The sequence below is a fragment of the Stenotrophomonas maltophilia genome (genome assembly GCF_006974125.1).
GTDB lineage: Bacteria > Pseudomonadota > Gammaproteobacteria > Xanthomonadales > Xanthomonadaceae > Stenotrophomonas > Stenotrophomonas maltophilia_O.
Genome location: NZ_CP037858.1, coordinates 228,952 through 254,638 on the forward strand (window position 1 = coordinate 228,952; position 25,687 = coordinate 254,638).

Annotated in this window: 20 protein-coding genes; 12 read left to right on the forward strand and 8 right to left on the reverse strand. The window is 65.7% G+C overall.

Going from position 1 to position 25,687, the window contains the following annotated elements; translation table 11 throughout:
* Positions 1-146: 146 nt before the first annotated feature.
* The 3 genes from EZ304_RS01080 to EZ304_RS01090 form a co-directional block, all read right to left on the reverse strand.
* Positions 147-974 (reverse strand): S1 family peptidase, encoded by an 828-nt coding sequence (locus EZ304_RS01080; RefSeq protein WP_142805989.1) that lies wholly within the window; start codon positions 972-974, stop codon positions 147-149.
* A gap of 9 nt (positions 975-983) precedes the next feature.
* Positions 984-2,162, reverse strand: a complete 1,179-nt coding sequence (locus EZ304_RS01085; RefSeq protein ID WP_239503717.1) for a serine hydrolase domain-containing protein — start codon at positions 2,160-2,162, stop codon at positions 984-986.
* Positions 2,163-2,237: 75 nt separating this feature from the next.
* A complete protein-coding gene (locus EZ304_RS01090; protein WP_260678178.1) occupies positions 2,238-4,022 on the reverse strand; it encodes an ABC transporter ATP-binding protein in 1,785 nt (594 codons plus the stop codon).
* A 27-nt stretch (positions 4,023-4,049) separates the two neighbouring features.
* Between EZ304_RS01090 and EZ304_RS01095 the strand changes: the two genes are divergently transcribed.
* Genes EZ304_RS01095 through EZ304_RS01110 form a run of 4 tightly spaced genes read left to right on the forward strand, consistent with a single transcriptional unit; the run spans position 4,050 to position 9,988 of the window.
* A complete protein-coding gene (locus tag EZ304_RS01095; protein WP_260678179.1) occupies positions 4,050-6,440 on the forward strand; it encodes a TonB-dependent receptor plug domain-containing protein in 2,391 nt (796 codons plus the stop codon).
* A 42-nt stretch (positions 6,441-6,482) separates the two neighbouring features.
* Complete coding sequence (locus EZ304_RS01100; protein WP_260678180.1) at positions 6,483-7,910, forward strand: DUF3526 domain-containing protein; 1,428 nt, start codon at positions 6,483-6,485, stop codon at positions 7,908-7,910.
* Positions 7,907-9,265: an ABC transporter permease subunit gene (locus tag EZ304_RS01105; RefSeq protein WP_142805992.1), complete on the forward strand. Its 1,359-nt coding sequence runs from the start codon at positions 7,907-7,909 to the stop codon at positions 9,263-9,265. Before EZ304_RS01100 ends, EZ304_RS01105 begins: the two co-directional genes overlap by 4 nt.
* A 36-nt stretch (positions 9,266-9,301) precedes the next feature.
* Positions 9,302-9,988 carry an ABC transporter ATP-binding protein gene (locus EZ304_RS01110; RefSeq protein ID WP_260678181.1) on the forward strand — a complete coding sequence of 229 codons (687 nt, stop codon included), beginning with the start codon at positions 9,302-9,304 and terminating at the stop codon, positions 9,986-9,988.
* On the opposite strand, the gene EZ304_RS01115 is transcribed toward EZ304_RS01110, so the two are convergent.
* From EZ304_RS01115 to EZ304_RS20935, 3 genes are all read right to left on the reverse strand, one after another.
* Positions 9,985-11,826: an asparagine synthetase B family protein gene (locus EZ304_RS01115; RefSeq protein ID WP_142805994.1), complete on the reverse strand. Its 1,842-nt coding sequence runs from the start codon at positions 11,824-11,826 to the stop codon at positions 9,985-9,987. The genes EZ304_RS01110 and EZ304_RS01115 overlap by 4 nt on opposite strands.
* A gap of 13 nt (positions 11,827-11,839) precedes the next feature.
* The gene (locus EZ304_RS01120) at positions 11,840-12,541 is read right to left on the reverse strand and encodes a lasso peptide biosynthesis B2 protein (protein ID WP_142808054.1); all 702 of its coding nucleotides are present in this window, start codon (positions 12,539-12,541) and stop codon (positions 11,840-11,842) included.
* Positions 12,542-12,617: 76 nt separating this feature from the next.
* The gene (locus EZ304_RS20935) at positions 12,618-12,779 is read right to left on the reverse strand and encodes a hypothetical protein (RefSeq protein ID WP_164145897.1); all 162 of its coding nucleotides are present in this window, start codon (positions 12,777-12,779) and stop codon (positions 12,618-12,620) included.
* A 191-nt stretch (positions 12,780-12,970) separates the two neighbouring features.
* Here EZ304_RS20935 and EZ304_RS01125 point away from each other — a divergent pair, with 191 nt between their 5' ends.
* The 3 genes from EZ304_RS01125 (at position 12,971) to EZ304_RS01130 (ending at position 15,094) form a co-directional block, all read left to right on the forward strand.
* The gene (locus EZ304_RS01125) at positions 12,971-13,897 is read left to right on the forward strand and encodes a hypothetical protein (protein ID WP_142805995.1); all 927 of its coding nucleotides are present in this window, start codon (positions 12,971-12,973) and stop codon (positions 13,895-13,897) included.
* 135 nt (positions 13,898-14,032) lie between these two features.
* The gene (locus EZ304_RS21060) at positions 14,033-14,155 is read left to right on the forward strand and encodes a hypothetical protein (RefSeq protein ID WP_260678182.1); all 123 of its coding nucleotides are present in this window, start codon (positions 14,033-14,035) and stop codon (positions 14,153-14,155) included.
* A 45-nt stretch (positions 14,156-14,200) separates the two neighbouring features.
* On the forward strand, positions 14,201-15,094 hold the full coding sequence (locus tag EZ304_RS01130; RefSeq protein ID WP_260678183.1) for an AraC family transcriptional regulator: 894 nt from the start codon (positions 14,201-14,203) through the stop codon (positions 15,092-15,094).
* On the opposite strand, the gene EZ304_RS01135 is transcribed toward EZ304_RS01130, so the two are convergent.
* Positions 15,075-16,079 carry an extracellular catalytic domain type 1 short-chain-length polyhydroxyalkanoate depolymerase gene (locus tag EZ304_RS01135; RefSeq protein ID WP_142805996.1) on the reverse strand — a complete coding sequence of 335 codons (1,005 nt, stop codon included), beginning with the start codon at positions 16,077-16,079 and terminating at the stop codon, positions 15,075-15,077. The genes EZ304_RS01130 and EZ304_RS01135 overlap by 20 nt on opposite strands.
* A 221-nt stretch (positions 16,080-16,300) precedes the next feature.
* Here EZ304_RS01135 and EZ304_RS01140 point away from each other — a divergent pair, with 221 nt between their 5' ends.
* Genes EZ304_RS01140 through EZ304_RS01155 form a run of 4 tightly spaced genes read left to right on the forward strand, consistent with a single transcriptional unit; the run spans position 16,301 to position 23,228 of the window.
* Positions 16,301-18,475: a TonB-dependent receptor gene (locus EZ304_RS01140; protein WP_142805997.1), complete on the forward strand. Its 2,175-nt coding sequence runs from the start codon at positions 16,301-16,303 to the stop codon at positions 18,473-18,475.
* A 32-nt stretch (positions 18,476-18,507) separates the two neighbouring features.
* Positions 18,508-19,386, forward strand: a complete 879-nt coding sequence (locus tag EZ304_RS01145) for an alpha/beta fold hydrolase (RefSeq protein ID WP_142805998.1) — start codon at positions 18,508-18,510, stop codon at positions 19,384-19,386.
* Positions 19,383-19,859, forward strand: coding sequence for a MaoC family dehydratase (locus EZ304_RS01150; protein WP_142805999.1), 477 nt, complete (start codon positions 19,383-19,385; stop codon positions 19,857-19,859). Before EZ304_RS01145 ends, EZ304_RS01150 begins: the two co-directional genes overlap by 4 nt.
* Positions 19,860-19,895: 36 nt before the next feature.
* Entirely contained in the window at positions 19,896-23,228 is a 3,333-nt protein-coding gene (locus tag EZ304_RS01155) for a hybrid sensor histidine kinase/response regulator (RefSeq protein ID WP_142806000.1), read from the forward strand.
* A 4-nt stretch (positions 23,229-23,232) separates the two neighbouring features.
* On the opposite strand, the gene EZ304_RS01160 is transcribed toward EZ304_RS01155, so the two are convergent.
* The gene (locus EZ304_RS01160) at positions 23,233-23,907 is read right to left on the reverse strand and encodes a response regulator transcription factor (RefSeq protein WP_099552151.1); all 675 of its coding nucleotides are present in this window, start codon (positions 23,905-23,907) and stop codon (positions 23,233-23,235) included.
* A gap of 129 nt (positions 23,908-24,036) precedes the next feature.
* Here EZ304_RS01160 and EZ304_RS01165 point away from each other — a divergent pair, with 129 nt between their 5' ends.
* On the forward strand, positions 24,037-25,683 hold the full coding sequence (locus tag EZ304_RS01165; protein WP_142806001.1) for a fatty acid--CoA ligase: 1,647 nt from the start codon (positions 24,037-24,039) through the stop codon (positions 25,681-25,683).
* Positions 25,684-25,687 lie beyond the last annotated feature (4 nt).

The window sequence follows — 25,687 nt, forward strand, 5'->3', positions numbered from 1 at the left end:
GTCAACAATGGGGAAGTGGCCGGAGTGTAATGCGAGTCATTTGCAATTGAAACACCCCCTGCCCGAGTGGAAGTCCAGCAGGACCGATGCAAGGCCTGGCAGGCAGCCGCGCCAGGGTCAGTGGGCAACCCCTGCCAGCGCCGGTATCACGGCTGACGGCAGGCACCGCCGTTGCGGCACATCACGTCCTCGATCCAGTCGATGTAGCGGGACACGCGAACGTTGTAGACCACCTGGCCATAGAAGCCCGCTTCAAGGGCGTGCTCGGGAACGGCAGTGATCCAGGACCCAAGGCCAACCAGCTTCCACGCACCTTGATCCTCGATCAACAGCGGGCCACCGCTGTCGCCGTTGCCGAGTACGCCTTCAAGCGGCAGGCCCTGCGGCGGCCGATCGAACCGGTACCAGAGGTAGCGTTCGTTGCCGCCGGTGATGGCGTTGTACGCCCGGCGCAGGGTCGTGCGATGCAACCCGTTCGGCACCAGGCCCGTGGCGCCGTTGCCGGTAGCGCCCTTCCCGATCAGGGCTGCAGCCTGCCCGGCCTCGCCCGTTCCCCGATAGAGCGCTACCGGTAGCACATCGCTGGCTGGCGCTGCCAGCCTGATCAGCGCGATATCGTCCGACGTGGCCAGGAAGGCGTGGATCCTGGAGGGACTTCCCGTTGCCATGGCCTCCTTGCCCAAGGCGTCCGGCATTCGTTTGAAGCCTGGATGCAGGAAAACCCGAGCAACGCCGTAGCTCTTCCCGTTGATGGCGATGGTTGCACCCATCCCTTCCATCGGCGCTGCATGGGCCGCGGTCAGCACCCATCCGGGGGCGATGAGGACACCGTGGCCCTCGCCTGGCATGTCGGCCAGCGCCGGGAACGCCGATGCTTCAATACGGTACTTCGCATCATCGACATCATCGCGGATGACAACCGCGCCGGCGCCGAGTGGAAGCACGGCGAGCGCCAGGAAGAGCCAGCGTCTCATTGGAGACCCTTAGTGTGGTTGCGACGCCCCATCATCCGCGAGCTGCTCCCGTGCAGCAATTCTCTCGACCAGCGTATCGATCGCTGCCTCCATGGCCCGCGCGGTCTGGTCGCCGCTCTGGTTGGTGATGACGAAGATGCCAAGATCATGCTTCGGCACGATGTAGATGTAGCACTGGGAGCGTGGCACGCCACCGTGGTGGGCGTAGTACACGCCCTTCCGATCGTCGCCGGAAACGATGTTCCAGAAATAGCCGATGCTGAAGTCGTCGTCGAACGTGGCCAGCGTACGGTGTGATTCCTTTACAACGGGACCGTTGGCCAGCTCGAACTGAAGGTACTTCACCATGTCGGGGACGGTTGCCTTCACGTTTCCGGAAGCGCCCCATGGCAGCTGCGGCATCGGCGTGGTCGGTAGCGGATTGTCGCTGTGGTAACCGACGGCCAGCCGTGGCGTTTCGGCATCGCCCAGGTTGATCCTGACGCCCGTCATGCCGGCCGAATCACGGAAGAAGTCACGCAGCAGCGGCTCGTAGTCACGCTGATGGACCCGTTCCAGAATGTGCGCGGAAAGCTGCGTGCCGACGCTGGAGTACGCGTACTCTTTCCCCGGCATCCGCGGAATCTGCACGGCATGCAGGTCCCTCAGGAAATCGGCCTTGCCGTAGCCTGCGTAGATCGCGTTGAGTTCAGCCGGTGTGCGGTGGTCGGTGAAATCCTCCAGCACCGTGTTCGCACGTTCCGGCAGCATGTTCGGCAGGCCACTGGTATGCGACAGCAGGTGGCGGACGCGGATGGGGTGGCCCTGGTACTGCAGGTTCGGATAGTCGCCCTGCAGGTACATGCGGATGTCATCCTCCAGGCCCAGCCTGCCTTCCAGGACCGCGTTGGCCATCAGGGTGCCGGCCAGGGTCTTGCTCAACGAGCCGATTTCGTAAACGGTTGCGTCGGTGGGCGGCCCTGGCTTGCCGGTTTCCATGTCACCGCGATGGCGGATGAAAGTCCTGCCCCGGTACACCACTCCGATGGAGGCAGCATGCAGCAGCGGTTGCTCGATCAAAGTCTGCGCGACCTGGTCGATGTCCGCCCCCAGATCCTTCGGCGTAGCCTTTCCGGCGGAGCAGCCTGCGCCAAGCAGGGCGGCGGACAGGGCGAAGGCGTTGAGCCACCGTCGGTTTCGAACGGTCATCGAAAGGGCTTCCATGCGCTGGCGCTTGAAGGGCGATCGGGAATGAGCGCACACGATAGCCCATTGCCAGGCCGATCACCCGGAGGCGGAAAGCGCCCCTGCCCCGCCTTGATGGCCCTCCCCGAGATCGATCAGCCGATCGGTCGCGGTCACGATGCTGCGCCGGTGGGTGATGGCCACGACGGTGACGTCACCGGCAATGGCACGGATGTGGTCCATGATCTCGCGCTCGGTGGCTTCATCCAGGGCAGAGCTTGCTTCGTCCAGGAACAGGATTGCCGGTTCACCATACAGCGCACGCGCGATTGCGATGCGCTGCCGCTCCCCGCCGGAAAGCTTCAGGCCACGCTCGCCCACCGTGGTCTCCAGCCCCTCGGGCAACGCCTCGATCAATGGCAGGATCGCGGCCCTGCGTGCGGCATGCCGCAGCCGGCCATCATCACGCGCACGCCCCAGCAGGATGTTGTCGGCCAGGCTTTCATTGAGCAGGATGACGTCCTGGGGAACCACCGCGACCGCGGCATGCCACGCAGCACGGTCGATATCGGACAGTTCGACGCCATCCACGAGAATCCGGCCACGCTGGGGATCGATCGACTTCAGGGCCAGCTTGAACAGCGTCGACTTCCCCGACCCGGTGGGCCCCATCAGGAAGGTGATGCCGCCCCGCCCGGCCTGGAAGCAGACATCGTCCACCCCGCGCCCGTTGCCGTAGCGATGGCTGACCCGCTGGAACTCGAGCCGGCCATTGCCTCCGGCGAAGCGCTGGGCATGGGCCACCTGCCGTTCTTCGGGCGCCGCCCACAGGGTTGAAAGCGGGCCCAGCATGCTCCAGGAGCGCGCGACGTCGTCGATGGAACGGGCAATCATCTCGAACGGCATGTTCAGCTGGAGCAGCAGCAGATTGAACAGGACGATGTCGCCGACGCTGAGCGCCCCACTCTGGTAGCGCGGCAGCAGCAGATGGAAGGTCACGATGAACTCCACTGCGAGGCAGATGCCCAGCAGGGCGATGAAGCCTATCCGCTGCAGCACGTAGGCGCGCCAGCTGTCACGCACGTCCTGGGCCTTCCGCTCGAAGCGCTGCACCATCCAGGCGCTGCCGCCGAACTGGCGCAGCGTTTCCATGGCGTTCATGGCGTTGCCAACGAAACGGGCATTCTGCTGCCCGGCTTCGACGGCGGCTTCGCGATGGATGCGGGCACGGCGGGTGGCAATGGCCGAGAGCGTGACCGCCACCGTGCCGTAAGCCAGCACGATCACCACCACCTGCAGGTTGATCAATGCACCCAGCGTCACCAGGGTCAGCAGGATCTGCAACGCACTGGGAATGAAGGCAACCAGCCCAAGCTGCACGATGATCTTCAGTGCGCCACGGCCTTTTTCCCCGGCCGATTGCAGCTCGGCGGGGTTGTGGTCCAGGAAGAAGCTGTTGGTCTTCTTCAACAGGCGGGCGAAGTAGCGGGTGCTGGTGATGAAGCCCAGATTCTCGCCACTGAGGAACGACAGGTACTGCACCGTGTTCTGCAAGGCACTGCCCACGCCCAGCACGACGGCGTAGAGCAGGAATCCCCACGCCAGCGCGTTGACTCCATCGATGGGCAGGCGGTCGATCAGGCGCGAGAACAGGTACGGCGCTGCAACACCTGCAAGACTGGATAGCAGGACACTGCCGGCGATCAGCAGCAGGAGCCTACGGTCAGCCTTCCAGTACGCCGCCAGGATCTCGGCAACAGGCGGCGGAACTGCGATCTTCGTCATTGATGTCGTCCCAGCAGCCCGACGGCGCCTGTCCATTGCCCCTTGAATGATATGATATAACATCGCTATCTGGGGCGACGCAGCCGCGTTGCAGGCCACTTTCGGATGGGATCGATGGACCGGGGAATGACGAACGTATCCACTGCCACGCCGCGCGCATGCATGGCCCTCGGCATCGCTGCTGCATTGCTGGCCAGCCTGCCGGCGGCGGCACAGAGCACGGTCGCTGGCCGTGGCTCAAGCGCGGCAGGCCCGCCGCCCGAGGCCCCGACTGCCACCCTGGACAAGGTCCTGGTGGTGGGCAGCAACATCCGCAACGCCGTAGGTGGCGGCGCCTCCCCGGTCATCGTGATCGACAGGGAGGCCATCGACCGCACAGGCGCAGCCACCGTGCAGCAACTGTTCGAGAAACTGCCGCAGAACTTCGGCGGTGGCGCGAACGGTGCGAACGTTGCCAACCTGGGTGTTGACCGCGATACCGGCAACAACTTCGGCCAGGGCACTGCCCTGAACCTGCGCGGGCTGGGTACTGGCACCACCTTGACCCTGATCAACGGCCACCGCGTGACCTCATCGAACCGCTATCAGTATGTGGATGTCTCGCTGATCCCGCTGAGTGCCGTCGAGCGCGTGGAAATCCTTACCGATGGCGCCTCGGCCATCTACGGTACCGATGCGGTCGGGGGCGTGGTCAACATCATCCTGCGGCGCGACTTCACCGGTTACGAGACCGCTGTGCGCTACGGCACGGTGACCGCCGGCAGCATGGAGGAATACCAGGCATCGCAGTCGGCGGGCTGGTCGTGGGAAGGCGGCCACGTGCTGGCCAGCTACGAGTTCCTGAAGCAGGGCAACCTGCCTGCGGTGGAGAAGGACTTCTCGAGAAACGTGCGGGTCAGGCCCTACGACCTCTATCCAGGATCGAAGCGGCACAGCCTGTACGTGGACGGCGTGCAGCAGCTCAGTGATGTGCTGACCCTGAACGTCACCGGCTCGTTTGCCAAGCGCGAGATGGATACCACCATCTCCGGCACGGCCGACGAAACGCGGCTGTTCCCGCACACGCGGCAGTTCGACCTGTTCGCCGGCCTCACGCTGGATCTTCCCAATGAGTGGCAGGCACGCCTGGATTCCGGGTTCGGCAGGAGCGATGTGTCCTACCAGCGCACCACCATCACCGGCAGCTCCGCCAGTACCGCGCCGCCCACCAACACCAATTCCGAGTCGCGCTACCTGGACGTGGTTGCCGACGGCGAACTGTTCAACCTGCCCGCCGGCGGCGTACGTGCTGCATTCGGAGCGGGGTACCGTCGTGATGGCTACGAACTGGTCGATCACCGCGGCCTGGAGAAGCCGCTCGACCTGCAGCGCACCGTCAGGTCCGCCTTTGCCGAGCTCAACGTTCCGCTGCTGAAGGACCTGCCGGGTGTGCGCAGCCTGTCCCTGACCGCGGCGGCGCGCTATGACGACTACAGCGATTTCGGTTCCACGCTGAATCCAAAATTCGGCGTGCTGTGGGAGGCCACCGAGGGGTTGTCGTTCCGCGCCAGCCATGGCCGCTCCTACCGGGCGCCGGTGTACCAGGACATGCAGTTGAACAACACCGTGGTGGTGGCGAACGTACCCAACCCGGCCGCACCCGGCGGCAACACGATCCTCATGATGCTGTCCAATGGCAACCCGGATCTGGGCCCCGAACGTGCCAAGACCTGGACCGGCGGTTTCTCGTTCGCGCCACCGTCGGTGCCTGGCCTCAAGATCGACGCGAACTACTACCACATCGACTACGCCGACCGCATCGGCAGTGGCTTCGGCGGCAGCTTCCCCTCGCTGTTCCTCCAGTCCACGGCCCCCTACGCGGACATCCTGACCACCAACCCCACGCAGCAGCAGATCCAGCAGGCACGCCAGCTGGGTGTGTCGGGGCTGGGCCTGTTCGTCTCGCGCGTGGGCCCGTATGCGCTGCCCGCCGGAACGGACGAAACCAACAGCCAGGTGATCCTCGACAACCGCTTCCGAAACAACGCCTTTACCCGGCAGCGAGGCATCGATTTCAGTTCTTCCTACGGCTTCGACGCCGGCCAGGCCCGCATCGCCATCGACCTGGCCGGGCAGTACATCATCGATTCGAAGCGGCGCGTGACCAGCACCTCTCCGGAAGTGGATGCGGTGAACGCGGTGTACTACCCGGTGGACCTGAAGCTGCGCGGAGGCATCGCACTGAGCCGGCAGCAGGCCGCGGGCGGGCTGTTCGTGAACTACGTGGGCAGCTATCGCGATCCGGCCAACCTTGCCCGCCCGCACGTCAGCTCGTGGACGACCGTCGACCTCAACCTCGCCTATCACTTCGGACCGTCGCCGGACCCGCAGCGCGGCACCTCGCTCGCGTTCAACGTGCAGAACCTGTTCGACCGGGATCCGCCGTTCATCATCAACAGCATCAATACCGGCTACGACCCCACCAACGCGACAGCGCTGGGGCGCTTCCTGTCCATGACGCTGACCCATCGCTGGTAGGCCCGCATGCACGCCCACTCCCCTGCCCGGTCGAGGCCGACGATGGCCATCCAGCAGGCCTTCGCAGTTGCGTCCACCCAGCTCACGCTGATGTGGCGAGAGCGACGTGTGCTGTGGCTCGCCGTTGCCCTGTTGCTGATTGCAGGTGCGTCGGTGCTCAGCGGTGCCGCACGCATGACCCTGCAGGCGCAGGAGCGCCAGGCAGTGAGCGAGGAAGAGACGCGGCTGTGGGACAGCCAGGGCACGATCGATCCCCACAGTGCCGCCCATGTGGGGCGTGCCATTCCTGCACCCGTGCGGCCGCTGGCGGCGCTGGACCCGGGGCTGACGGATTTCCTGGGGACCTCGGTGTTCATCGAGGGCCATGCACAGAACCCGGCCCGGCACCGCGCCGTGGACGCCGGCACCGCACTCAGTCGCTTCCAGGGCTTCTCCGCAGCATGGGCGCTGCAGGTCGTGGCGCCGCTGCTGATCATCCTGGCCGGCTTCGCCAGCCTGTCCGGCGATGTAGCCCGTGAGACGCTGCGCCAGGAACTCGGCACCGGCGCCTCGGCCGGCGTGCTGATCAGCGGGCGATTGATTGCCCTGGCGGCCGCCTCGCTGCTGCTGGTGATGGCCATGCTGCTGATCAGCCTTCCAGGGCTGTCCATCCAGTACGGGGGGGCCGCGGATATCGCCGCCCTGCTCGCACTTGCCGCAGCCTATGCGCTCTACCTGCTGGTGTTCTGCGCGTTTACCGTGGGCGTGTCGGCACTTGCCGGCTCCGCTCGAACGTCGCTGGTGGTGCTGCTGGGCTTCTGGGTGGTATCCACGCTGCTGGTGCCAAGGGTGGCGCCCGCCGTGGCCGAATCCCTGCATCCGACCCCTTCCGCACCCTCCTTCAGGGCTGGCGTCACCGAAGAAGCGGAGAACGGTGCGGATGGCCATGACCCGGCGGACAAGCGGCTGGATGCCTTGCGCACGGCGTTGATGGCGCGCTACCGCGTCGACAACGTGGACGACCTGCCGGTGAACTTCCGCGGCGTGGCCCTGGAGTTTGCCGAGGCGAACTCGACGCGCGTCTACAACCGCCACTTCGACAACCTGCATGCCACCTACCAGCAGCAGGATGCCACGCAGCGGCTGTTCGCCATTGTCTCTCCAACGCTGGCGCTGCAGTCCTGGTCGCGTGCGTTCGCGGGCACGGATTTCCGGGCACACCTGGCATTCCTGCGTGGCGTGGAGGATTACCGCTACCGGTTGATCCAGGCACTCAACCAGGAAGTGAAACTGCACAAGGCGCCAGGGGGCGGGAAGCATGTGGCCGATATCGCCGGCATCACCCGTCCGGTGCAGTACCGGGCGCCGCAGCAGACCCTGGCCGGCATCGCCGCAATCCAGGGCGTGAACCTCGCCATTCTGCTGGCCTGGCTGATGCTCGGCCTCATGGTGGTCGTCATTTCGTCCCGGCAACTGGGCAGATCGCCATGAGCGTGGTGTCGATTGCCCGCTACGAGGTCCGTCGCCTGCTGCGCGACCGGGCGCTGCCGGTACTGCTTGTCCTCCTGTTGGGGCTGGTGGCCTACGCTGCCTGGAACGGCCGCGCCTGGGTGGACCAGCGCGAGGCGGCCATCGCACTGATCAAGCAGGAAGAGCAGCAGACCAGGGATCGCAGCCGCGAGTTCGTCGGCAAGGCGCCGTCGGTGCTGCCCCGCGTGCAGCCGGTGCTTGTGCCCGGTGAGATGGCATCGCTGTCGATCGGCCAGGCGGATGCCTATCCCTACACCGCCGACGTGGTCGCGCTGGGCGATCCGACCCAGCTGCTCAAGCACGTCTGGGCCGACATCGGCAATCCGGCGGCACGGGCTGCAGGGCGATTCGATCTGGCCTTCGTCATCGTCTTCCTGCTGCCGTTGGTCATTCTCGTGGCCACCCATGACCTGTGGTCGCGTGAGCGCGAGCGCGGGATCGCGGCGCTGGTGTTGTCGCAGCCGGTTTCGGCGACGCGACTGCTCGTGGTCAAAGCCATGGCCCGCGGCCTGGTGGTGCTGCTGCCCACGCTGGCCATCATCGTCGCAATGGCCATCTGGTCAGGCGCCCGCAGCCCTGCGGGACTGATCATGCTGGCCCTGACCGTATTCGCCTACAGTGCTTTCTGGCTGGCATTGGCGATGCTGATCGCGTGCCTTTCCCGCCGCACCACCGAGGCGGCCATCGCCGCTGGCGCGCTGTGGCTGCTGATCGTGGTCATGGCCCCCTCATTGACCCTGGCCGCGGTGAACCTGATCGCGCCGCCACCGTCGCAGATGCGGTTCGCCACGGAAGTGAAGGCGATGCAGTCAGATATCGCCAATCGCCAGCAGCGCGAGCACCTCGTACGCTCGGCACCCCAGCATTGGTCATCGCCCGTCATCCCCGATGCCGTGCGCCAGGCCTATGCCGACCGGGTTGCCGCTGATCGTGAACTGGCCACGCTGATGGCCTCGCACGCCCGGGCGGAGGCAGCGCACCGTCGCGTACTGGACAGGGTGCGACTGCTGCTTCCCGCCGTGGCCACCCAGGATGCGCTTGACCGCATCGCAGGCTCGGATGCCGGCCGCGCGCTCGACTTCCAGCGTCAGGTCCACACCTTCTGGCAGGCCCGGCGGCTGTTGCACAAGGGCTATCTGGATCGCGACCGGTCGCAGACCCTCGACGAGTACGAGTCGCTCCCGCGCTTCCAGTTCCGCGACACCCAAGGCGCTGCCCAGCGGGGTGTCCTGGCCGACCTTGCCGCATTGATCATCGCCAGCCTGATTGTCCTGCTTGCCGCCACCATGCTGCGCGGCCGGCTGGCCACGCCCTGAGGAAACATCCACATGCTGTCTGCAAAAAGCCTGGTCATGGAACACGGCGCGCATCGGGCGCTGGACGACGTCAGCTTCGAGGTGAAGCCGGGGGAAATCTTCTGCCTGCTGGGCGCCAACGGCGCGGGCAAGTCGACGACCATCAAACTGTTCCTCGGGTTCCTGAAACCCACCTCCGGCTCGGCCGATGTGGACGGGCTCAGCGCGCACCGGCAGCCACAGGAGGTACGCCGGCGGCTGCTGTACATCCCCGAGACCGTGGCGCTCTACGACGAATTGACCGGCTATGAGAACCTGGACTATTTCGCCCGCCTGGCCGGTGTCGAGGAACGCTCGCCTGCGCGGCTGAAGCAGGCGTTAAGATCCGCCGGGCTGGCTACCGAGGCCTTTGGCCGGCGCGTGGGCCTCTATTCCAAGGGCATGCGGCAGAAGGTCGGCATCGCACTGGCCATCGTCAAGGAAGCCAAGGCGCTGCTGCTGGATGAGCCGACCTCTGGCCTGGACCCCACGGCATCCGCCGAATTCCACGAGCTGATCGTACGGGAGCGTGATCGCGGTACGGCGATCCTGATGGCAACCCACGATCTGTTCCGGGCCCGCGAGGTGGCGACCACGATCGGCCTGATGCGCGCCGGCCGCCTGCGCAGGACGCTGGATGCCAGCACGATCACCGCCAACGATCTCGAGAGCCTCTACCTGGAAGAGATGAGCCGGAACGCCTAGACCACGCCGACTGTCTGCGGGCCAGCCTGGCCGGACCAGCGCCTGAGCCAGGCTTCGATGTTGATCTGCGGGCCGAAGATGCCCAGCACCTGCGACGAGTGATCCGGGCTGACCCGCCGGATGCCCGCATCGGCCAGTGCGCTGTCGAGGTAGCCACGCCTGGCCAGGAACCCATCGACAAGCAGACTGCTGATGAACTGCTGGTGCCCCTGGGTGACGGCCACGGAGTGATCATCCAGATACGACTTCACCTTTCGCGACAGCAGCGCCTCCGGCAGCAGGCCGTTCAGTGCACGCCGCGCGATGGTGCGGTCCTCCGCATCGGCCATGAGCAGGTGCAGCGGTATGCGCGCGAACAACTCGACAAGCGGCTGCGCACTGATCGGTGACACGCCATGCCAGCGTCCCACGCCCTCGAACGGATCAAGCACACTGGTCGGGAATATCATCCGGCCGATATGGGCCAGCTTGTAGGGGGATACATGATGCCCCTGCTCCAGGGCATGCCGAAGCCAGGCCGGCTGCATTCCATCCTGCTCGGCGCACTCCACCCGCACCCATGGGCAGGGCTTGCCCCATCGGCCGTTGATGCTGGCCGGACGCCTGAGCAGGCCATGGACGAGCGCATCCCGCAGTACGCCGTACAGCGAGTCGCCGGACTGCGCGGTTTCGAAGGCCACGCGGAAGAATCCCCGGTCGATGCCACGACGCCAGGCGTAGTCGATCGCAGCAGCGTTGCCCTTGAAACGCAGGAACACTGCATCACCACCGACACCGGTGAACTGTACGGTGTCGCCGTCGAAGTCCACGTCGCGTCGATGGAGGAGATAACCGGAGCAATGCGCTGGCCGCGCTGTCCTCGGGAAGGACATGATCTCTTCCAGCGCGCAGTGTGGCTGCCGTCGATACTCGATGAATTCGCAGTGCCTGCCCGAGGATTGCCGGGCCCCTTCGACGGCCATTCGTGCGAATCGCCGCTCGTCGGCACCGATGCCGTCATCGTAATGATGGACACAGGTCACCTCGGGAGCTGAGGGCGCATGCAGCAGGCCCGCCAGGATGATCGAGGAGTCCAGTCCACCGGACAGCTGCAACTGGATTTTCCGGTGCTGGCCGGCCAGCGCGCCGATGCAGCCGAGTAGTGTTGAACGGGCCAGCTGCACGGCCTCGTCGATCTCCTCGACAGCCTGGTCGCGGGCCAGCCGCACCACGTCCCACTGGCATTGCCGGCCGGCCGGCTCGCCATCGCGGATCGAAACCGCTTCGCCGGGCTCGACGGAAGTGACCTCCTCGAAGCCGGTCTGCAAGCCATCACGAAACGGGTACAACAGGGAGTAGGACAGGAACGACCAGTCCACGCTGAAATCGCGCAGGCCCAGCCTCAGGCAGTCCTCCATGTTGGAGAAGACGATCGTCACCTGGCCCACCGTGGTCATGTAGCACGGGATCTCCGCAGTGGGATCGCGCAGGACAAACCAGCTCGCTGTCTGCGGCTGGTAGCCGAACGCCACGTACCGGCCCCAGTACCGCTCGACGATGCTGCGGCCGAGGGTGCTGCAGGCGCTGTCGGCCGAGTCCGCATCGAGGTCTACGCGCTCAGGTACGATGCCTGCGCCAAAATGCTTGTGGAACAGCGCTCCGAGCACCGCCAGGGAACCGGATCGATTGCATTCGAAATAGCCGGGATTGTCAGTCTGCGCGTAGATCGCAGCCCCGTTTCCGTTCATCACGCAGCTGGCACCGGGCAGCGTGGCCTCGACCCTTGCCACCGCCTGGCCCGCGTGGGCAGTCGCGGATTCGGAGAACGTGTTCCAGAGCACGGCGATGTATCGATACATGCGACAGGTTTCGTTACAGCACCAGGATGGGGACCATCCGGCGCAGGTTGAAGGGAATATCGGTCAGCACGTGATCACCGTGCTGCAGCCAGCAGTGCGCAGCGAACGGCTGTGTCCTGACTGCGAACACCCAGGCAGGGACGATCCCGTACTTCGACAGGAACTCCCTCATCGCCATGCAGTAGAGAAAGCACTCATCGGTCTTCCTGAAGGCGACGGGCCGGAGCCAATCGAACACCCGGACCAGGAAGGCCAGCTCCTGCAGGCTCGCCGCCGAGCCTTGGGAGATGTCGGCGCGCCTGCGGGCCGATGACACTGTGGCGCTGAAAGGCAGGGCCGCCCTGAAGCAGGCCGCATGGGCCGCCGACGCCATGAACCTTCCCACGTCGCGCGCGGTGATCTTCGGGCATCCCCTCGGCTCACCCTCGCGTACCCAGTGCCGTGGCAGTTCGAGACTGGGGCTTGCCGCGGACTTCCCCTGCCGTGGATCCCGGGTGATCAGCTGGCGATCGATCAGCGACTGGAGGAGCTTCGGCATCCGTCGCCCATCGGGCGGCAAGGGCCAATCGAGAACCAGGCCCCCCAGGCTTGCGGCGCCACGCCTGTCGATGGAGAGATATTTTCCCGTGCCCTGGTCAAGGATCACCATCGCATCACCGGTGACGCAGACATGCGCCTGCTTCGACAGGAAATAGGGGGTGGCGCCCTGCTCCATCACGTGCTCTCCTGCCCTGGGACCAAGAAGCGGTGCATGCAGGGCATGCACCGCAGTGACCGCATTGCGCGGCAGATCAGGGCGAGGTGGTCGGGAAGACGCCATCCCACAACGTGCCGTGGTTGTGTGCCTTCGTTTCCGAAACCACCGAGCCCAGCTCGATCAGTTCACCACCCACACCCTGTTCGTCAGGGTTCTGCTGTCCTGCCACTACACCCAGCTCAATCAGCTCGTTCATGAACATCTCCTCTAGTCAGTGGATGTATCCAGGCGTTGCATTGGATACGGAGCAGCCAAGCCACCATCGCCGCGCATGTTGCAGGGCGATTGCCGCCAAGGCATTTAAATGTTACGATATAACATATTACTTTGGCGTGACGAACAGGACGGTCTGCTGGCCGTTGATGCAATCCCCGCGACGGAGAATGGATGAGCAGCGAGATCACTGACGACGGCGTGGACGCGACCGTTCTACTGAAGGGTCTGTTTCCATTGCCGGCCTTCGTCCGCTTCATCAGGGAGCGCTGCCCGCCGGGACGCTTCGACGAGGCCGCACTGGTGGCCGCCTGGAGGGCCGCACGCAGCGACGTGCATCGCCTGCGCCAGGACGAGGCGAATGAGGCGGACGCCATTGCTGTCCAGCCGTTGACCGGGGAGATGATGCCGCTGGCCGATCAGGCGCTGCGGCAACCTTCGATGCACGGCATGACCAGCGTGCTGCCGCGCGCCTGGCAGATGGTCGAGATTGATCGACTGGTGATCTTCCAGGAATGCATCAACCTGCGTCACATCGACCAGTTGGCAGCGACAATGCCCACCTCGCCCACCGCACAGGAGATCATGCGGCTCGTCGCCCGCAGCGGACGCCATGCACACCCCGACGTCAGGTTCACCCAGTCCGATGGCAGCTACACATTTGCTTCCGCGTCCAATGACCTGCGATTCCTCGATGTGGCGACCATCGATCCGGCGACCATCACCGGCTACGAGCCGTTCGGCGCGGCCAGCCACGCCGTCGTCATCTATCTCGGTTTCAGTGACAACCTGATCAGCGCCACCCGGTTCGGCAAGCGCGTGATCCTGACCAATGGCTCCCACCGCCTGTACCTGCTGCGCAAGCTCGGCTTCCGCCATGTGCCCTGCCTTGTCACCGATGCATCCGACGGCGACCTCAGCGAAGTTCTGCTGCCAGCGGCGGTCAGGCAGGATCGCGGGTTCTATCTTTCGTCGCCGCGGCCGCCCCTTTTCAAGGACTACGTTGACCCCCGCCTGACCAGTGTCGTGCCGGTCACCCGCAAGCACTACGCCCTGCGGGCAAAGCTCGACCTGCAGCGGATCACGGTTCCTGCACTGTAGCGCACCGGGCGCAGCACTCGTCTGGGCTGTTGCACGGTAGATGGCCGGATTGCTGAATCACCTGGCGGAACTGTCGAATGACGGCCCCCGCTTTGCCCAATACGCTTCTGATCCTCGACAGAAGAGGATGCCAGCATGCGTGCAACCACGCTGATTGCCGAAGCCGGAAGAGAAGAGCTGCCGATCGTTCATGTCCTGATGGGATTCGTCTGTGTCTGGCACAGACATGAACCGCAGCAGGCGGATCATGAAGATTGACAGCGCGCACGTCCCCCCCGCCGTGTTGTGCTGGGCGATGCAGTGGTGACGTCAACTATCGAGCTGGAGGGTATCGGGGCGGACTACCCCGATCGCGTCGACAGCCCGGTCATGGTGCTGGGCGTGGACCCCATCACCGATGCTTGGGAAATGCCCTTTCATGAGCATCGGAAAGCACAGCTCCTGGTAGCCACGAGCGGATTGATCACGCTGGAGACCCGTGCAGGCCTGTGGGTCGTCCCGCCACAGGGAGCGATCTGGATTCCCGGAGGGCTGTCCCACCGGGCCAGCAGCACAGGAAAGCCGCATGGCTTCGTCGTATTCGTGGAGCCCGGGGCTATCGCTGGACTGCCGACACACTGCTTCGCAATGGCGATCAGTCCATTCATGCATGCCCTGCTTGAACGAACCTCAGCGCTTCCCTGGCGGTACGCCGCTGGCAGTGCGGACGCGCGCCTGATGGCTGTGCTTCTGGACGAGCTCATCGCGGCACCGCCGGAATGGCTGCACCTGCCCATGCCCTCCGACCCAAGGCTGCGAAAGCTGGCCAATGCAATGCTGACCGCTCCGGCCGGGCGGGCCACGCTCGAGGTATGGGCGAGCCGGATTGGAATGAGCGAGCGCAACATGTCCCGCCTGTTTTCCGGCGAAACGGGTCTGAGCGTGAGACGCTGGCGCAGACAGCTGCATGTGGTGGTCGCACTGCCGATGCTGGCCAAGGGCCGTACGGTGCAGGCCATTGCCGATGACCTGGGCTATGACAGTTCGGGCGCGTTCGTGACCATGTTCCGAAAGACGGTGGGCGCCCCACCCAAGCGATTCCTTGCCGAACGGGGTGCACGGCTGCGCGGACCTGGCGCTGAAACCCTGGCGGTACGGGAGCCCTCGGCTCCCGTACCGCCAGTGACCGCCCTGCCCCTCAGCGCTGGTAGCCCTTGAGGAACAACCAGGTGATCAGCGTGGCATCCGGGCCCTTCGGGTCGGTGAACGGCAAGCCCGACTGGCTGCCACTCCACGCATGCCCCATGCCCTGTACCACATAGTGCTGTGCCAGCGTGCGCCCGCCATAGGTATAGGTGTCCACCGTATAGGCGCGCCCACCCGGTACCTGGCCGTGGTAAGTGCTGGTCGGCACGTACTTCACCGAGTCGTTGTCCTGGCCGTCATCGGCCAGGTCGTTGGTCTGCAGGAACTGGCGCACCGCCTGCTGGCCGTTCACCGGGTTGACGGTGAGATCGGCACTGCCATGGAACACCAGCACCGGCAGCGGCCGCGGCGACGGTGAGCCCGAGCACTGCCAGGCCAGCCGACCGTTGCTGTCCGGCGAATAGATGCTGCCGGCCAACAGCGCATAGGCGCTGCCGGAGATGGTGGTCGCGCCCTTGAACATGCCGCCGGAATGGATGGCACCGGCGGCGAACACGTCTGAGTAGCAGGCCAGCATGATCGAGGTCATCGCACCGCCAGCAGAAATGCCGGTTACATAGACCCGATGCGGATCGACGCTGTAACCGGCCTTCACCTTGTCCACGATGCCGGCCAGGATCGAGGCCTCGCCGCTGTCACGGGCCTGGTTGATCGGCAGCTGCCAGTTCCAGCAGCGCGCCGGGTTGGAGGTCACGTTCTGGCGCGGATAGACCACGATGAAACCTTCGGTGTCGGCCACATCATTGAAGCCGGAGGCCTCGCCCATCAGGTTGGGCCCGTTGACGCAGCCGTGCAGCACCAGCAGCAACGGCAGCGGCTGCTGGTCGTTGTAGCCGGCCGGCACCCAGACCTGGTACTCGCGGGCGCCGAACAGATTTCCGTACAGGCCGATGTCCCAATGCCCGGCGGGGTCCGCGGCGAGCACGCTGCCTGCCGACGTCAACCAGCAGCACATTGCCAGCAGTACCGCCTTGATCGAATCGATTCCGGATTTCATGGCCAGATCCTCATGCGTGAGTCGTGGATGAAGGGGTACCGGGGAGCGCGTCCGGCTGGGGGCACGCCCAGTATCCGCATCCGGCGGCCGCTGCCGACTGGACCTAGGTCCACTCGCCGCTGCCGGATGACACCGCTAGCCTTGGCTGCAGGGGTGGCAATGGGCCATCTGTGAGCACTCGCCTGGGGGAGGACCGAATGAAACGGAATTGTCTGAGTCTCATGATCGGCGCACTGCTGGCCTCCGGGCCGGTACTGGCACAGGACACGCCACAGGCCGTGCCGGCGGCAGGCAGGACCGCTTCACCCACGAACCTGGACAGCATCAAGGTCACCGCACGCAAGCGCGAGGAAACCCTGCAGGAGGTCCCGGTTGCCGTCACCGCCTTTACCTCGGAGGCGCTGGACAGGATGAATGTCCAGGACATCAGCGACCTGGATGCGCAGGTGCCGAACCTGACCATCTACGCGGCGCGCGGCGCCAGCAGCACGGTCACCGCCTACATCCGTGGCATCGGCCAGTCCGACCCCACCTGGGGCGCCGATCCGGGCGTGGGCATCTACCTGGATGACGTCTACATCGCGCGCCCGCAGGGCGCGCTGCTGGACGTGTTCGATGTCTCGCGCATCGAGGTGCTGCGCGGCCCGCAGGGCACGCTGTATGGCAAGAACACCATCGGCGGCGCGATCAAGTACATCTCGCGCGGCCTGCCCACCCAGACCGAGGGCTTCGCCCAGGTCACCGTGGGCAACTACAGCCAGCTGGATGCGAAGGCGGCCATCGGCGGCCCGATTGGCGGTGCCGACAGCGGCCTGCGCGCCCGTGTGGCGGTGGCCAGCATGAACCACGACGGGTTTGGCGAGAACACCTTCAACGGCCAACCGGTCAGCGACAAGCAGATCAACGCTGCACGCGTGAACCTGGGGGCGTATACGGGCGACGACTTCGACGTGCAGTTCGCGCTGGACTGGATCGACGATCAGTCCGGCATGCGCGGCTCGAAGATGCTGGCGCCCAATCCGTTCCTGCGCGCCTACCCGCCGATGGACAGCCGCTATGACATCCGCTCGGGCATGCGCAACCTCAACAACGTGGAGAGCAAGGGCGCGTCGGCCACGGTGAACTGGCGACCGAACGAAGACATCGCAGTGAAGTATGTGGTGGCCAAGCGTGAATCGGACAGCGAGGCCAACATCGACTTCGACACCACGCCGATCAAGCTGGCCGATGTGGGCGGTACTTACCACGACGAGCAGGTCAGCAACGAGGTTCAGCTGAACTACGATGCCGGCGGACGCGTGCGCGGCGTGGTCGGCCTGTACCAGTTCAGTGGCGAGGCCGGCGGCCAGATCCAGAACAACTACTTCAGCGCACAGTTCGCCGACAACCAGGGCAAGGTACTGACCGACAGCGTCGCGCTGTACGCAGACTGGACGTTCGACCTGACCCGCAGGCTCAAGCTTGATGTGGGCGCCCGCTACACCGACGAGGACAAGCGCGCGATCGTGCTGAACCGCCTCTATGCCGACCCGGGCTTCAGCCGGCCGGTGGCGGTGACGGCGGACTTCGACAAGAAGACCAACTTCAAGAACGTCTCGCCCAAGGTTTCGCTGGACTACCAGATCACCCCGGACATCATGGTCTACGGGCTGGCCACGCGCGGTTTCAAGTCGGGCGGCTACAACATCCGCGCCAACGCGGTGGCGGTGCCCCGCTCGGCGGAGCCGTTCGATGACGAAACCGTGGACAGCTACGAGGTCGGCAGCAAGATGGCCTTCCTCGACCAGCGCCTGTTCCTGAACCTGTCAGCGTTCTACAACAAGTACAAGGACATCCAGCTGTCGGTGTTCACCGGCCTGGATACCAATGGCGACGGCATCGATGATTCCTTCTTCGGCGATTTCACCAATGCCGGCGCCGGTACCGTCAAAGGCCTGGAAGTCGAATACCAGTACCTGCCCAGCCAGCACTGGCTGATTTCCGGCAACCTGGCCTGGCTGGATACCAAGTACGACGAGTACATCGACCGCGGCGTCAACGTGGCCAGGCAGATGAAGTTCACCAATGCCCCGGAGTTCTCCGGTGCGTTCAACGTGGAATACCGCACCGACCTGGCCAACGGCAGCAACCTGTCGGCACGGGTGAGCTACAGCTACCAGAGCGAAGTGTGGCCCACCACCGACCTGAGCCCGGTGATCCGCCAGGACGGCTATGGACTGGTCAATGCCGGTGTGATCTGGCGCTTGGATGACGCCTGGACCTTCTCGCTGCAGGGCACCAACCTGGCCGACAAGGAATACCGCACCACCGGTTACAACATCCCGGCGGTCGGCACGCTGATTGGCTTCTATGGCCCGCCGCGCCAATATAGCCTCAGCGTCCGGTACGATTTCTAGCGCATCCGTTACGATTTCCAGGAAGCCCCTGCATGATGCAGTCCTACGTAGATCTGTACTGGAACAGCAATGATGGCCTGCGCCTGCACGCGCGCGACCATGCACCGGGTACGGGAACGGCACCACGCGGCACCGTGGTCTGCATTCCCGGTCTGACCCGCAATGGTGCCGATTTCGATGCGCTGGCCGGTACGCTCACTGCCGAGGGCTGGCGCGTGATCGCGGTCGACCTGCGGGGGCGCGCGGGGTCGGAGCGTGCGCATGATCCCACCAGCTACAACCCACGCACCTATGCCGACGACCTGGTCGCGCTGCTGCGCGCGCAGAACATCGACAAGGCCGTGTTCGTCGGCACCTCGCTGGGCGTTCTGGTGACCATCACCCTCGCTTCGCGCGCGCCCGAACGGATCGCTGGCGCGGTCCTCAACGATGCCGGCCCCAGGGTGCCGCGTGAGGCGCTGGCACGGATCGGCAAGTACGCGGGCAAGCCGGTGCCGCCGATGGATCTCGAGCAGGCCACGGCCTATGTGGCATCGATCGGAAAGACCGCGTTTCCGCGCTTCAGCAGCGATGACTGGCGGCAGATGGCGGTGCGTACCTTCCGCACGCGCAGCGATGGGCTGCTGGAACTGGACTACGACCCGGCGGTGATCCGTACCACGCGACCGTGGGTGCTGTGGCTGCTGCGGCCGGTGCTGTGGCGCGCGGTGCGCGGGCTGACCTCGCGCGTGCCGGTGCTGGTGGTGCGTGGCGCCCTGTCCGACATCCTGCCGGCCGACGTTGCACGGCAGATGGCGGCGACGTCGGAGAATGCCCGGCTGGTGGAGGTGCCGGATGTCGGCCACGCGCCCATGCTGTCCGAGCCTGAGGCGCGTGACGCGATCCTGACCTTGCTGGAGCGTGTGGCGTGAGTGCGGACAGCGGCCTGCCTCCCGCCCTGCAGGCGTTGCAGCAGTGGGCCGCCAGTGAGCGGCTGAGTGGCGTGACCCGCGTGGACCAAGCGCGCATCGATGCTTTTGCCGACGCCACCGGCGACCACAACTGGATCCATGTCGATCCAGCACGGGCGCAGGCGCAGATGCCGGGTGGGCATACCATCGCACATGGCTTCCTGTTGCTCTCGCTGACGGTGGAGGACGATGTGGCCGCCCTGGCCGGCTTCCCCGGCATCGCCCACGTACTCAACTACGGCTTGAACAAGGTCCGCTTCCTGGCGCCGGTGCCGAGCGGGTCCGAGGTGCGGGTACGCTCGCAGCTGGTGTCACTGGATGCGCGCCAGCCCGGCCAGTGGCTGCTGACCCAGCGCAAGGCCGTCGAGCGGGTCGCCGATGGCGAGCTGGCACTGGTCGCTGAGCAGCTGTCACTGATCGTGATCGCCGCCTAGCACCACCCTGCCCGGTTCTCTCCCTACACTGGAGCGATGTTGACGCCCTCCATCGTCCTCTTCGCCTGCATTGCATGGACCGCACTGCTGTTTGGCGTGGCTCTGTGGGGCGAGCGCCGGGGGCATCGGCTTTCGAAGGCATGGCCGCTCATCTATGCACTGTCGCTGGCGGTGCACTGCACCGCATGGACGTACTACGGCGCGGCGTCGCAGGGGCTGCAATGGGGCTTCCCCATTCCGCCTACCCTCGCTGGCATGGCGCTGATCTTCGCGTTCGGCCTGCCGTTCCTGCTCCGCCTGGGGCGGCTGGCCAAGCAGCACAACAGTGCCACCATCGCCGACCTGGTGGTCGCACGGCTGCGTGCGGATCGCGGCCTTGGCTTCACCATCACCCTGGTGGCACTGTTCGGCATCATTCCCTACATCGCGCTTCAGCTGAGAGCGGTCAGCCAAGGGCTGGGGGCACTGTTGGGTGATCGTTTCACATCTGCCGACTGGCAGCTGGACATGTCGTTCTGGTTCGCATTGACGATGGCCACCTTCACCCTGCTGTTCGGTGCGCGCAAGGCATCGGCCACCGAACCGAACCGCGGCATCGTGGTCGCATTGGGTCTGGAGTCGGTACTGAAGCTGACCGCTCTGCTGGCCATTGGCCTGTATGCGGCGCTGTCCGTGCACAAGGCCGGCACGCCGCTGCTGGAAAAGATGGCGCAGCTGCCGCCACCGGCCATCGTGCCGGACTATCTCACCATGGTTGCGCTGGGCGCCATCTCTGCATTCACCCTGCCGCACCAGTTCCATGTCGGCGTGGTCGAGCTCCGCCAGACCTCGGACCTGAAGACGGCACGCTGGATGTTCCCCGTCTACCTGCTGCTGATCGGGCTGCCGTCGGTGCCGATGGCGTTGGCCGGTGCGGCGCAGCTGCCGGCATCGGTATCCCCCGACCTGTATGTGCTGGCCCTGCCCCAGGCTGGCGGCCATCACCTGCTTGCACTGCTGGCCTACCTGGGCAGCCTGAGCGCGGCCACCGGCATGATGATCCTCTCGGGGCTGACCCTGTCGATCATGCTTGGCAACCATGGATTCGGATCGCACCTGCTCGGCAGCATCGGCGGCGTGGCCAATGCCGACCTGCGCCCGCGCGTTCTGGCGTTCCGACGTGCCGGCATCCTCGCCGTGTTCCTGATGGCGTGGCTGTACAGCCGCGCGATGAGCGATACCGAGGCACTCAGTGATTTCGGCCTGATGTCCTTCACCGCCCTCTCGCAGCTGGCACCGGCGGTGCTGCTGGCCGTGTACCGCCCACGCACGCCTTCCCCGGCCATCATGGCCGGCATCGTGCTGGGTTCGCTGGCCTGGCTGTGGCTGGTGTTGCTGCCGATGATGATCCCGGCCGCAACACCGTCGGCCAGTCCCGATGGACTGCACTGGCTGGCCGTGGTCTCGCTGCGCGTGCAACCCGGCCATATCGCGATCAGCATGGGCGCCAGCCTGGCGATCAATCTGCTGACCGTGGCCCTGGTGTCGAGGGCCGTGCGTCCGCCGCTACCCCGAAGGCGGGATGCGGTGGCTGCCGCTTCCCTGCGCAGGACCGCCGGTCGCTTCCTGGGCCAGGAGCGTGCGCGCCAGCTGCTGGAGGGCCACGCCGGGCAGATGCTGGATGATGACCGGGTTACCGCCGTCGAGCGTGAGCTGACGGCCGTGGTCGGCGCAGGCATGGCACGGCTGCTGGTCGAAGCCGCACGCGAGGGTGGCGCCGCGCCGCTGGATGCGGTGACTCGCGCCGTTGGCGAAGCGACCCAGGTACTGCGCTTCAACCAGCGCCTGCTGGAAGCCGCGCTGGAGAACATGAGCCAGGGCATCAGCGTGGTGGATGCACAGCTGCAGCTGGTGGCCTGGAACAGCCGCTACGCCGCGTTGTTCAGGTTCCCGCCGGAGCTGCTGCAGGTCGGACAGCCCGTGGTCAACCTCACGGCATGGGCGCTGGACCAGCTGAAGATCGGTGACAGCCCCGGTGACACACCCGACAAGGCGCTGCAGCGCCGCGTTGCACACATGCGGCGTGGCACACCTCACCTGTCCGAGCGGGTTTTCCCCGACGACACCATCGTCGAGATCCGCGGCAACCCGATGCCGGGTGGTGGGTATGTGGCCACCTTCACCGATGTCACGGCGTTCCGCAGGGCGGAAGATGCACTCAAGCGCAGCAATGAAACCCTCGAGCACCGCGTGCAGGACCGCACAGCCCGGCTGGAGCAGGCGGTGCAGGAAGCCGAGCGCGCCAATGCGGCCAAAACCCGCTTCCTGACTGCCGTGGGCCACGACCTGATCCAGCCGCTGCATGCGGCACAGCTGCTGACCGACGCGATGTCGCAGCACATCGAATCGGAGTTCCTCGACAGCTTCCTGCACCAGATCCGTGGTGCGCTGGATTCCACCGATGACCTGCTGTCCGGCCTGCTGGACATCTCTCGGCTGGAGGCCGGTGGGCTGGTGGCCGATCCTCGGCCGTTCGCGGTGTCGAACGTACTGGATCCGCTTGCACAGGAGTTCGCCGTGCTCGCGGCCGCCCGCGGCCTGCAGTTCGGCTATGTGCGAAGCCATGCCTGGGTTCACAGCGATCCACTGCTGCTGCGCCGGGTGCTGCAGAACTTCCTGGCCAATGCCATCCGCTACACCCGCCGTGGCGGCGTGCTGCTGGGGGTCCGCCGCCAGGGCCAGAGGCTGTCGATTGGCGTGCATGACACCGGCCCCGGCATTGCACCGGAGCAACAGGCGGTGGTCTTCGAAGAATTCCACCGGATCGATCGCAGCAATGGCCAGGGCCTGGGGCTTGGCCTGACCATCGCCCACCGCATCGCCGATCTGCTGCATGCACCCCTGCACCTGCGCAGCGTGCCCGGGCACGGCTCGGCCTTCTCGATCAGCGTGACCCGCGCTGAGCGTCCGGAAGCACCGCGCGGCGGGCCCATGGTCAATGGCAGCACCGCCCTCAAGGGCATCCGCGTGCTGGTGGTGGACAACGACCCGGTTGCGCTGGAGGCGATGCGGCAGCTGCTGCACTCCTGGGGATGTGATGTCATTGCGGCAACGGGCGCCGATGTGATCGGAGCATCAGCACATGAGGCCGCGCTGTGGCTGTTCGACTATCACCTGGACGACGGTGATACCGGTGTCGCGTTGTGGAAGCGGCTGTCGACCATGCATGGGCTGCGGCCGACGGTGATCCTCAGTGCGGACACCGGCAGCGCGACGCGCGATGCAGTGCGTGGCGCGGGGCTCTCATTGTTGAGCAAGCCGTTCAAGCCGCTTGCACTTCGCTGGGCGATCAACCACCTGCTGGCCGCGAGCACTGCGGCCACGCCCTGATCCATCAGGGCCCGGGCGCTTCTTCGATCTGCCGGGATGGATCGGCCAGTCCCATTTCGTGCAGCACGCGGATGGCCTGCGCGCGGTTGCGTACCCCCAGCCGCTCCATGATGCGTGTCATGTGCGCCTTGACCGTGCGCAGCTGCACACCCAGCCGGTCAGCAATCTGCTTGTTGAGCAGCCCTTCGGCCACCAGGCCCAGTACCTTGTACTGGTGAGCGGAAAGGCTGGCCAGGCGCGCGGCCAGATCGGCGTCCCTGCTGAACGGCGCAACGCGCGCCACCGGCTCCCGCAGCACGGCCGGAATCCAGCGTTCGCCCTCCAGTACCGACTGCAGCGCCGCCTGCAGCTCGTGCAGGCCCGAACTCTTGGGCAGATAAGCAGCCGCGCCGAGGTCGATGGCACGCCGGATCACCTGCGGTTCCTCATTGGCCGAGACGATGATGATCGCCAGCCCCGGCTGCAGCGCACGGATGGTCGCCAGGCCAGCAAGCCCGTGGTTGCCCGGCATGTGCAGGTCCAGCAGCATCAGGTCGATCGACTGGCTTTCCAGCGCATCGAGCACGCTGTCCAGCGAATCGGCTTCGCGGATCTGCAGGCCGGCGACCGCCTCTTCGGCCGCGCGATGCAGCGCCGCGCGGAACAAGGGATGGTCGTCGGCGATGAGCAGGGTCGGCATGTCCAGGTGAGATTAGCAAATCGGGTGCGCGCGGGAACAGGTACCTAGGTACGCTGGTACAGCAGGAAGGGCTTGCTAGTGTGGTGCGGAGAAGGCCGGCGACCGCAACGCCGCCCACGAGGAAATGCCATGTCATCCGCCCCCACTCCCGATGCCCATGCCTATCCACTGCTGATCAAGCAGCTGCTGCTGATGCCGCTGGCGGTGAGTCCTGAACAGGAAATCGTCCATGGCGACCAGGTCCGTTTCAATTACCGCACCCTGCAGGTGCGCATTGGCCAGCTGGCGGGCCTGTTGACCTCGTTGGGAGTCGGCCACGGCGACACGGTGGCAGTGATGGACTGGGACAGCAACCGCTACCTGGAGGCCTATTTCGCGGTGCCGATGATCGGTGCGGTGCTGATGATGGTGAACGTGCGCCTGGCCCCCGAGCAGATCGCGTACACGCTGAACCACAGCGGCGCGCGGGTGATCCTGGCCAACCGCGAGTTCCTGCCGCTGCTGGACGCCATCGACGAGCAGCTGCCGGACCTGCGCACGCGCATCCTGCTGGACGATGCCGGTGGCCCGCTGCCGCCAGGCTTCGCCACCGAGTACGAAGCGGGCCTGCGTGATGCCACGCCGGTCGTCCGCTTCCCGGACTTCGACGAGAATGCCCGTGCCACGGTGTTCTACACCACGGGAACCACCGGGCAGCCCAAGGGCGTCTGTTTCAGCCACCGGCAACTGGTGCTGCATTCGCTGGCGGCGATGGCCGCGCTCGGCGGCGCACCCCGCCAGGGACGCCTGCATCGCGACGATGTCTACATGCCGATCACCCCGATGTTCCATGTGCACGCGTGGGGCCTGCCCTACGTGGCAACCGCGATGGGCATCAAGCAGGTCTATCCGGGGCGCTACCTGCCGGCCAGCCTGCTGGCACTGATCGCCCGCGAGAAGGTGACCTTCTCGCATTGCGTGCCAACCATCCTGCACATGCTGCTGGAGCACCCGGACGCGGCGCAGACCGACCTCGAGGGCTGGAAGGTGATCATCGGCGGTGCCGCCCTGCCCCGTGCCCTGGCGCAGCGTGCACTGGCACGGGGCATCGACATCTTCGGCGGCTATGGCATGTCCGAGACCTGCCCGCTGCTCACCATCGCCCAGATCGATGTGGAAGACGTGACCGATGAGGATGAGGTGCTGTCACTGCGGACCAAGGCCGGCCTGCCGGTGCCGCTGGTGGACCTGCGCATCGTCGATCCGGACATGGCGGATGTTGCCCACGACGGCATCGCCACCGGGGAAGTCGTGGCGCGCGCACCCTGGCTCACCCAGGGCTACCTGCATGATCCGGAGGCCTCGGCGTCGCTGTGGGCCGGTGGCTACCTGCATACCGGTGACATCGGCAACATCGATGAGGGCGGCTACCTGCGCGTGACCGACCGCATCAAGGATGTGATCAAGACCGGTGGCGAGTGGATTTCCTCGCTCGCGCTGGAAGACATCATCGCGCTGCATCCGGCGGTCAGCGAGGTCGCGGTGATCGGTATCGCTGATGCGAAATGGGGTGAACGGCCGCTGCCACTGGTGGTCAGGCAGGCAGGCCGTGACGTGTCAGAAGCGGAGATCATCGAACTGGTCGCAACGCGCAGCCGTTCCGGAGACATCTCACGCTATGCGATACCGGACCGCGTGAGCTTCGTGGATGCAATCGAGCGGACCAGCGTGGGCAAGATCAACAAGAAGAAGCTGCGCACCCTGCATGATCCGGGCCCCGGCACCGGCGGGGGCTGACGCC

Bases quoted from the DNA above. Each gene is read 5' to 3' on its own strand.
- EZ304_RS01080 (WP_142805989.1), bottom strand. From the start codon at position 974: ATGAGACGCTGGCTCTTCCTGGCGCTCGCCGTGCTTCCACTCGGCGCC.
- EZ304_RS01085 (WP_239503717.1), bottom strand. From the start codon at position 2,162: ATGACCGTTCGAAACCGACGGTGGCTCAACGCCTTCGCCCTGTCCGCC.
- EZ304_RS01095 (WP_260678179.1), top strand. From the start codon at position 4,050: ATGACGAACGTATCCACTGCCACGCCGCGCGCATGCATGGCCCTCGGC.
- EZ304_RS01100 (WP_260678180.1), top strand. From the start codon at position 6,483: ATGGCCATCCAGCAGGCCTTCGCAGTTGCGTCCACCCAGCTCACGCTG.
- EZ304_RS01105 (WP_142805992.1), top strand. From the start codon at position 7,907: ATGAGCGTGGTGTCGATTGCCCGCTACGAGGTCCGTCGCCTGCTGCGC.
- EZ304_RS01110 (WP_260678181.1), top strand. From the start codon at position 9,302: ATGGAACACGGCGCGCATCGGGCGCTGGACGACGTCAGCTTCGAGGTG.
- EZ304_RS01115 (WP_142805994.1), bottom strand. From the start codon at position 11,826: ATGTATCGATACATCGCCGTGCTCTGGAACACGTTCTCCGAATCCGCG.
- EZ304_RS01120 (WP_142808054.1), bottom strand. From the start codon at position 12,541: ATGGAGCAGGGCGCCACCCCCTATTTCCTGTCGAAGCAGGCGCATGTC.
- EZ304_RS20935 (WP_164145897.1), bottom strand. From the start codon at position 12,779: ATGAACGAGCTGATTGAGCTGGGTGTAGTGGCAGGACAGCAGAACCCT.
- EZ304_RS01125 (WP_142805995.1), top strand. From the start codon at position 12,971: ATGAGCAGCGAGATCACTGACGACGGCGTGGACGCGACCGTTCTACTG.
- EZ304_RS21060 (WP_260678182.1), top strand. From the start codon at position 14,033: ATGCGTGCAACCACGCTGATTGCCGAAGCCGGAAGAGAAGAGCTGCCG.
- EZ304_RS01135 (WP_142805996.1), bottom strand. From the start codon at position 16,079: ATGAAATCCGGAATCGATTCGATCAAGGCGGTACTGCTGGCAATGTGC.
- EZ304_RS01140 (WP_142805997.1), top strand. From the start codon at position 16,301: ATGATCGGCGCACTGCTGGCCTCCGGGCCGGTACTGGCACAGGACACG.
- EZ304_RS01145 (WP_142805998.1), top strand. From the start codon at position 18,508: ATGATGCAGTCCTACGTAGATCTGTACTGGAACAGCAATGATGGCCTG.
- EZ304_RS01155 (WP_142806000.1), top strand. From the start codon at position 19,896: ATGTTGACGCCCTCCATCGTCCTCTTCGCCTGCATTGCATGGACCGCA.
- EZ304_RS01160 (WP_099552151.1), bottom strand. From the start codon at position 23,907: ATGCCGACCCTGCTCATCGCCGACGACCATCCCTTGTTCCGCGCGGCG.
- EZ304_RS01165 (WP_142806001.1), top strand. From the start codon at position 24,037: ATGTCATCCGCCCCCACTCCCGATGCCCATGCCTATCCACTGCTGATC.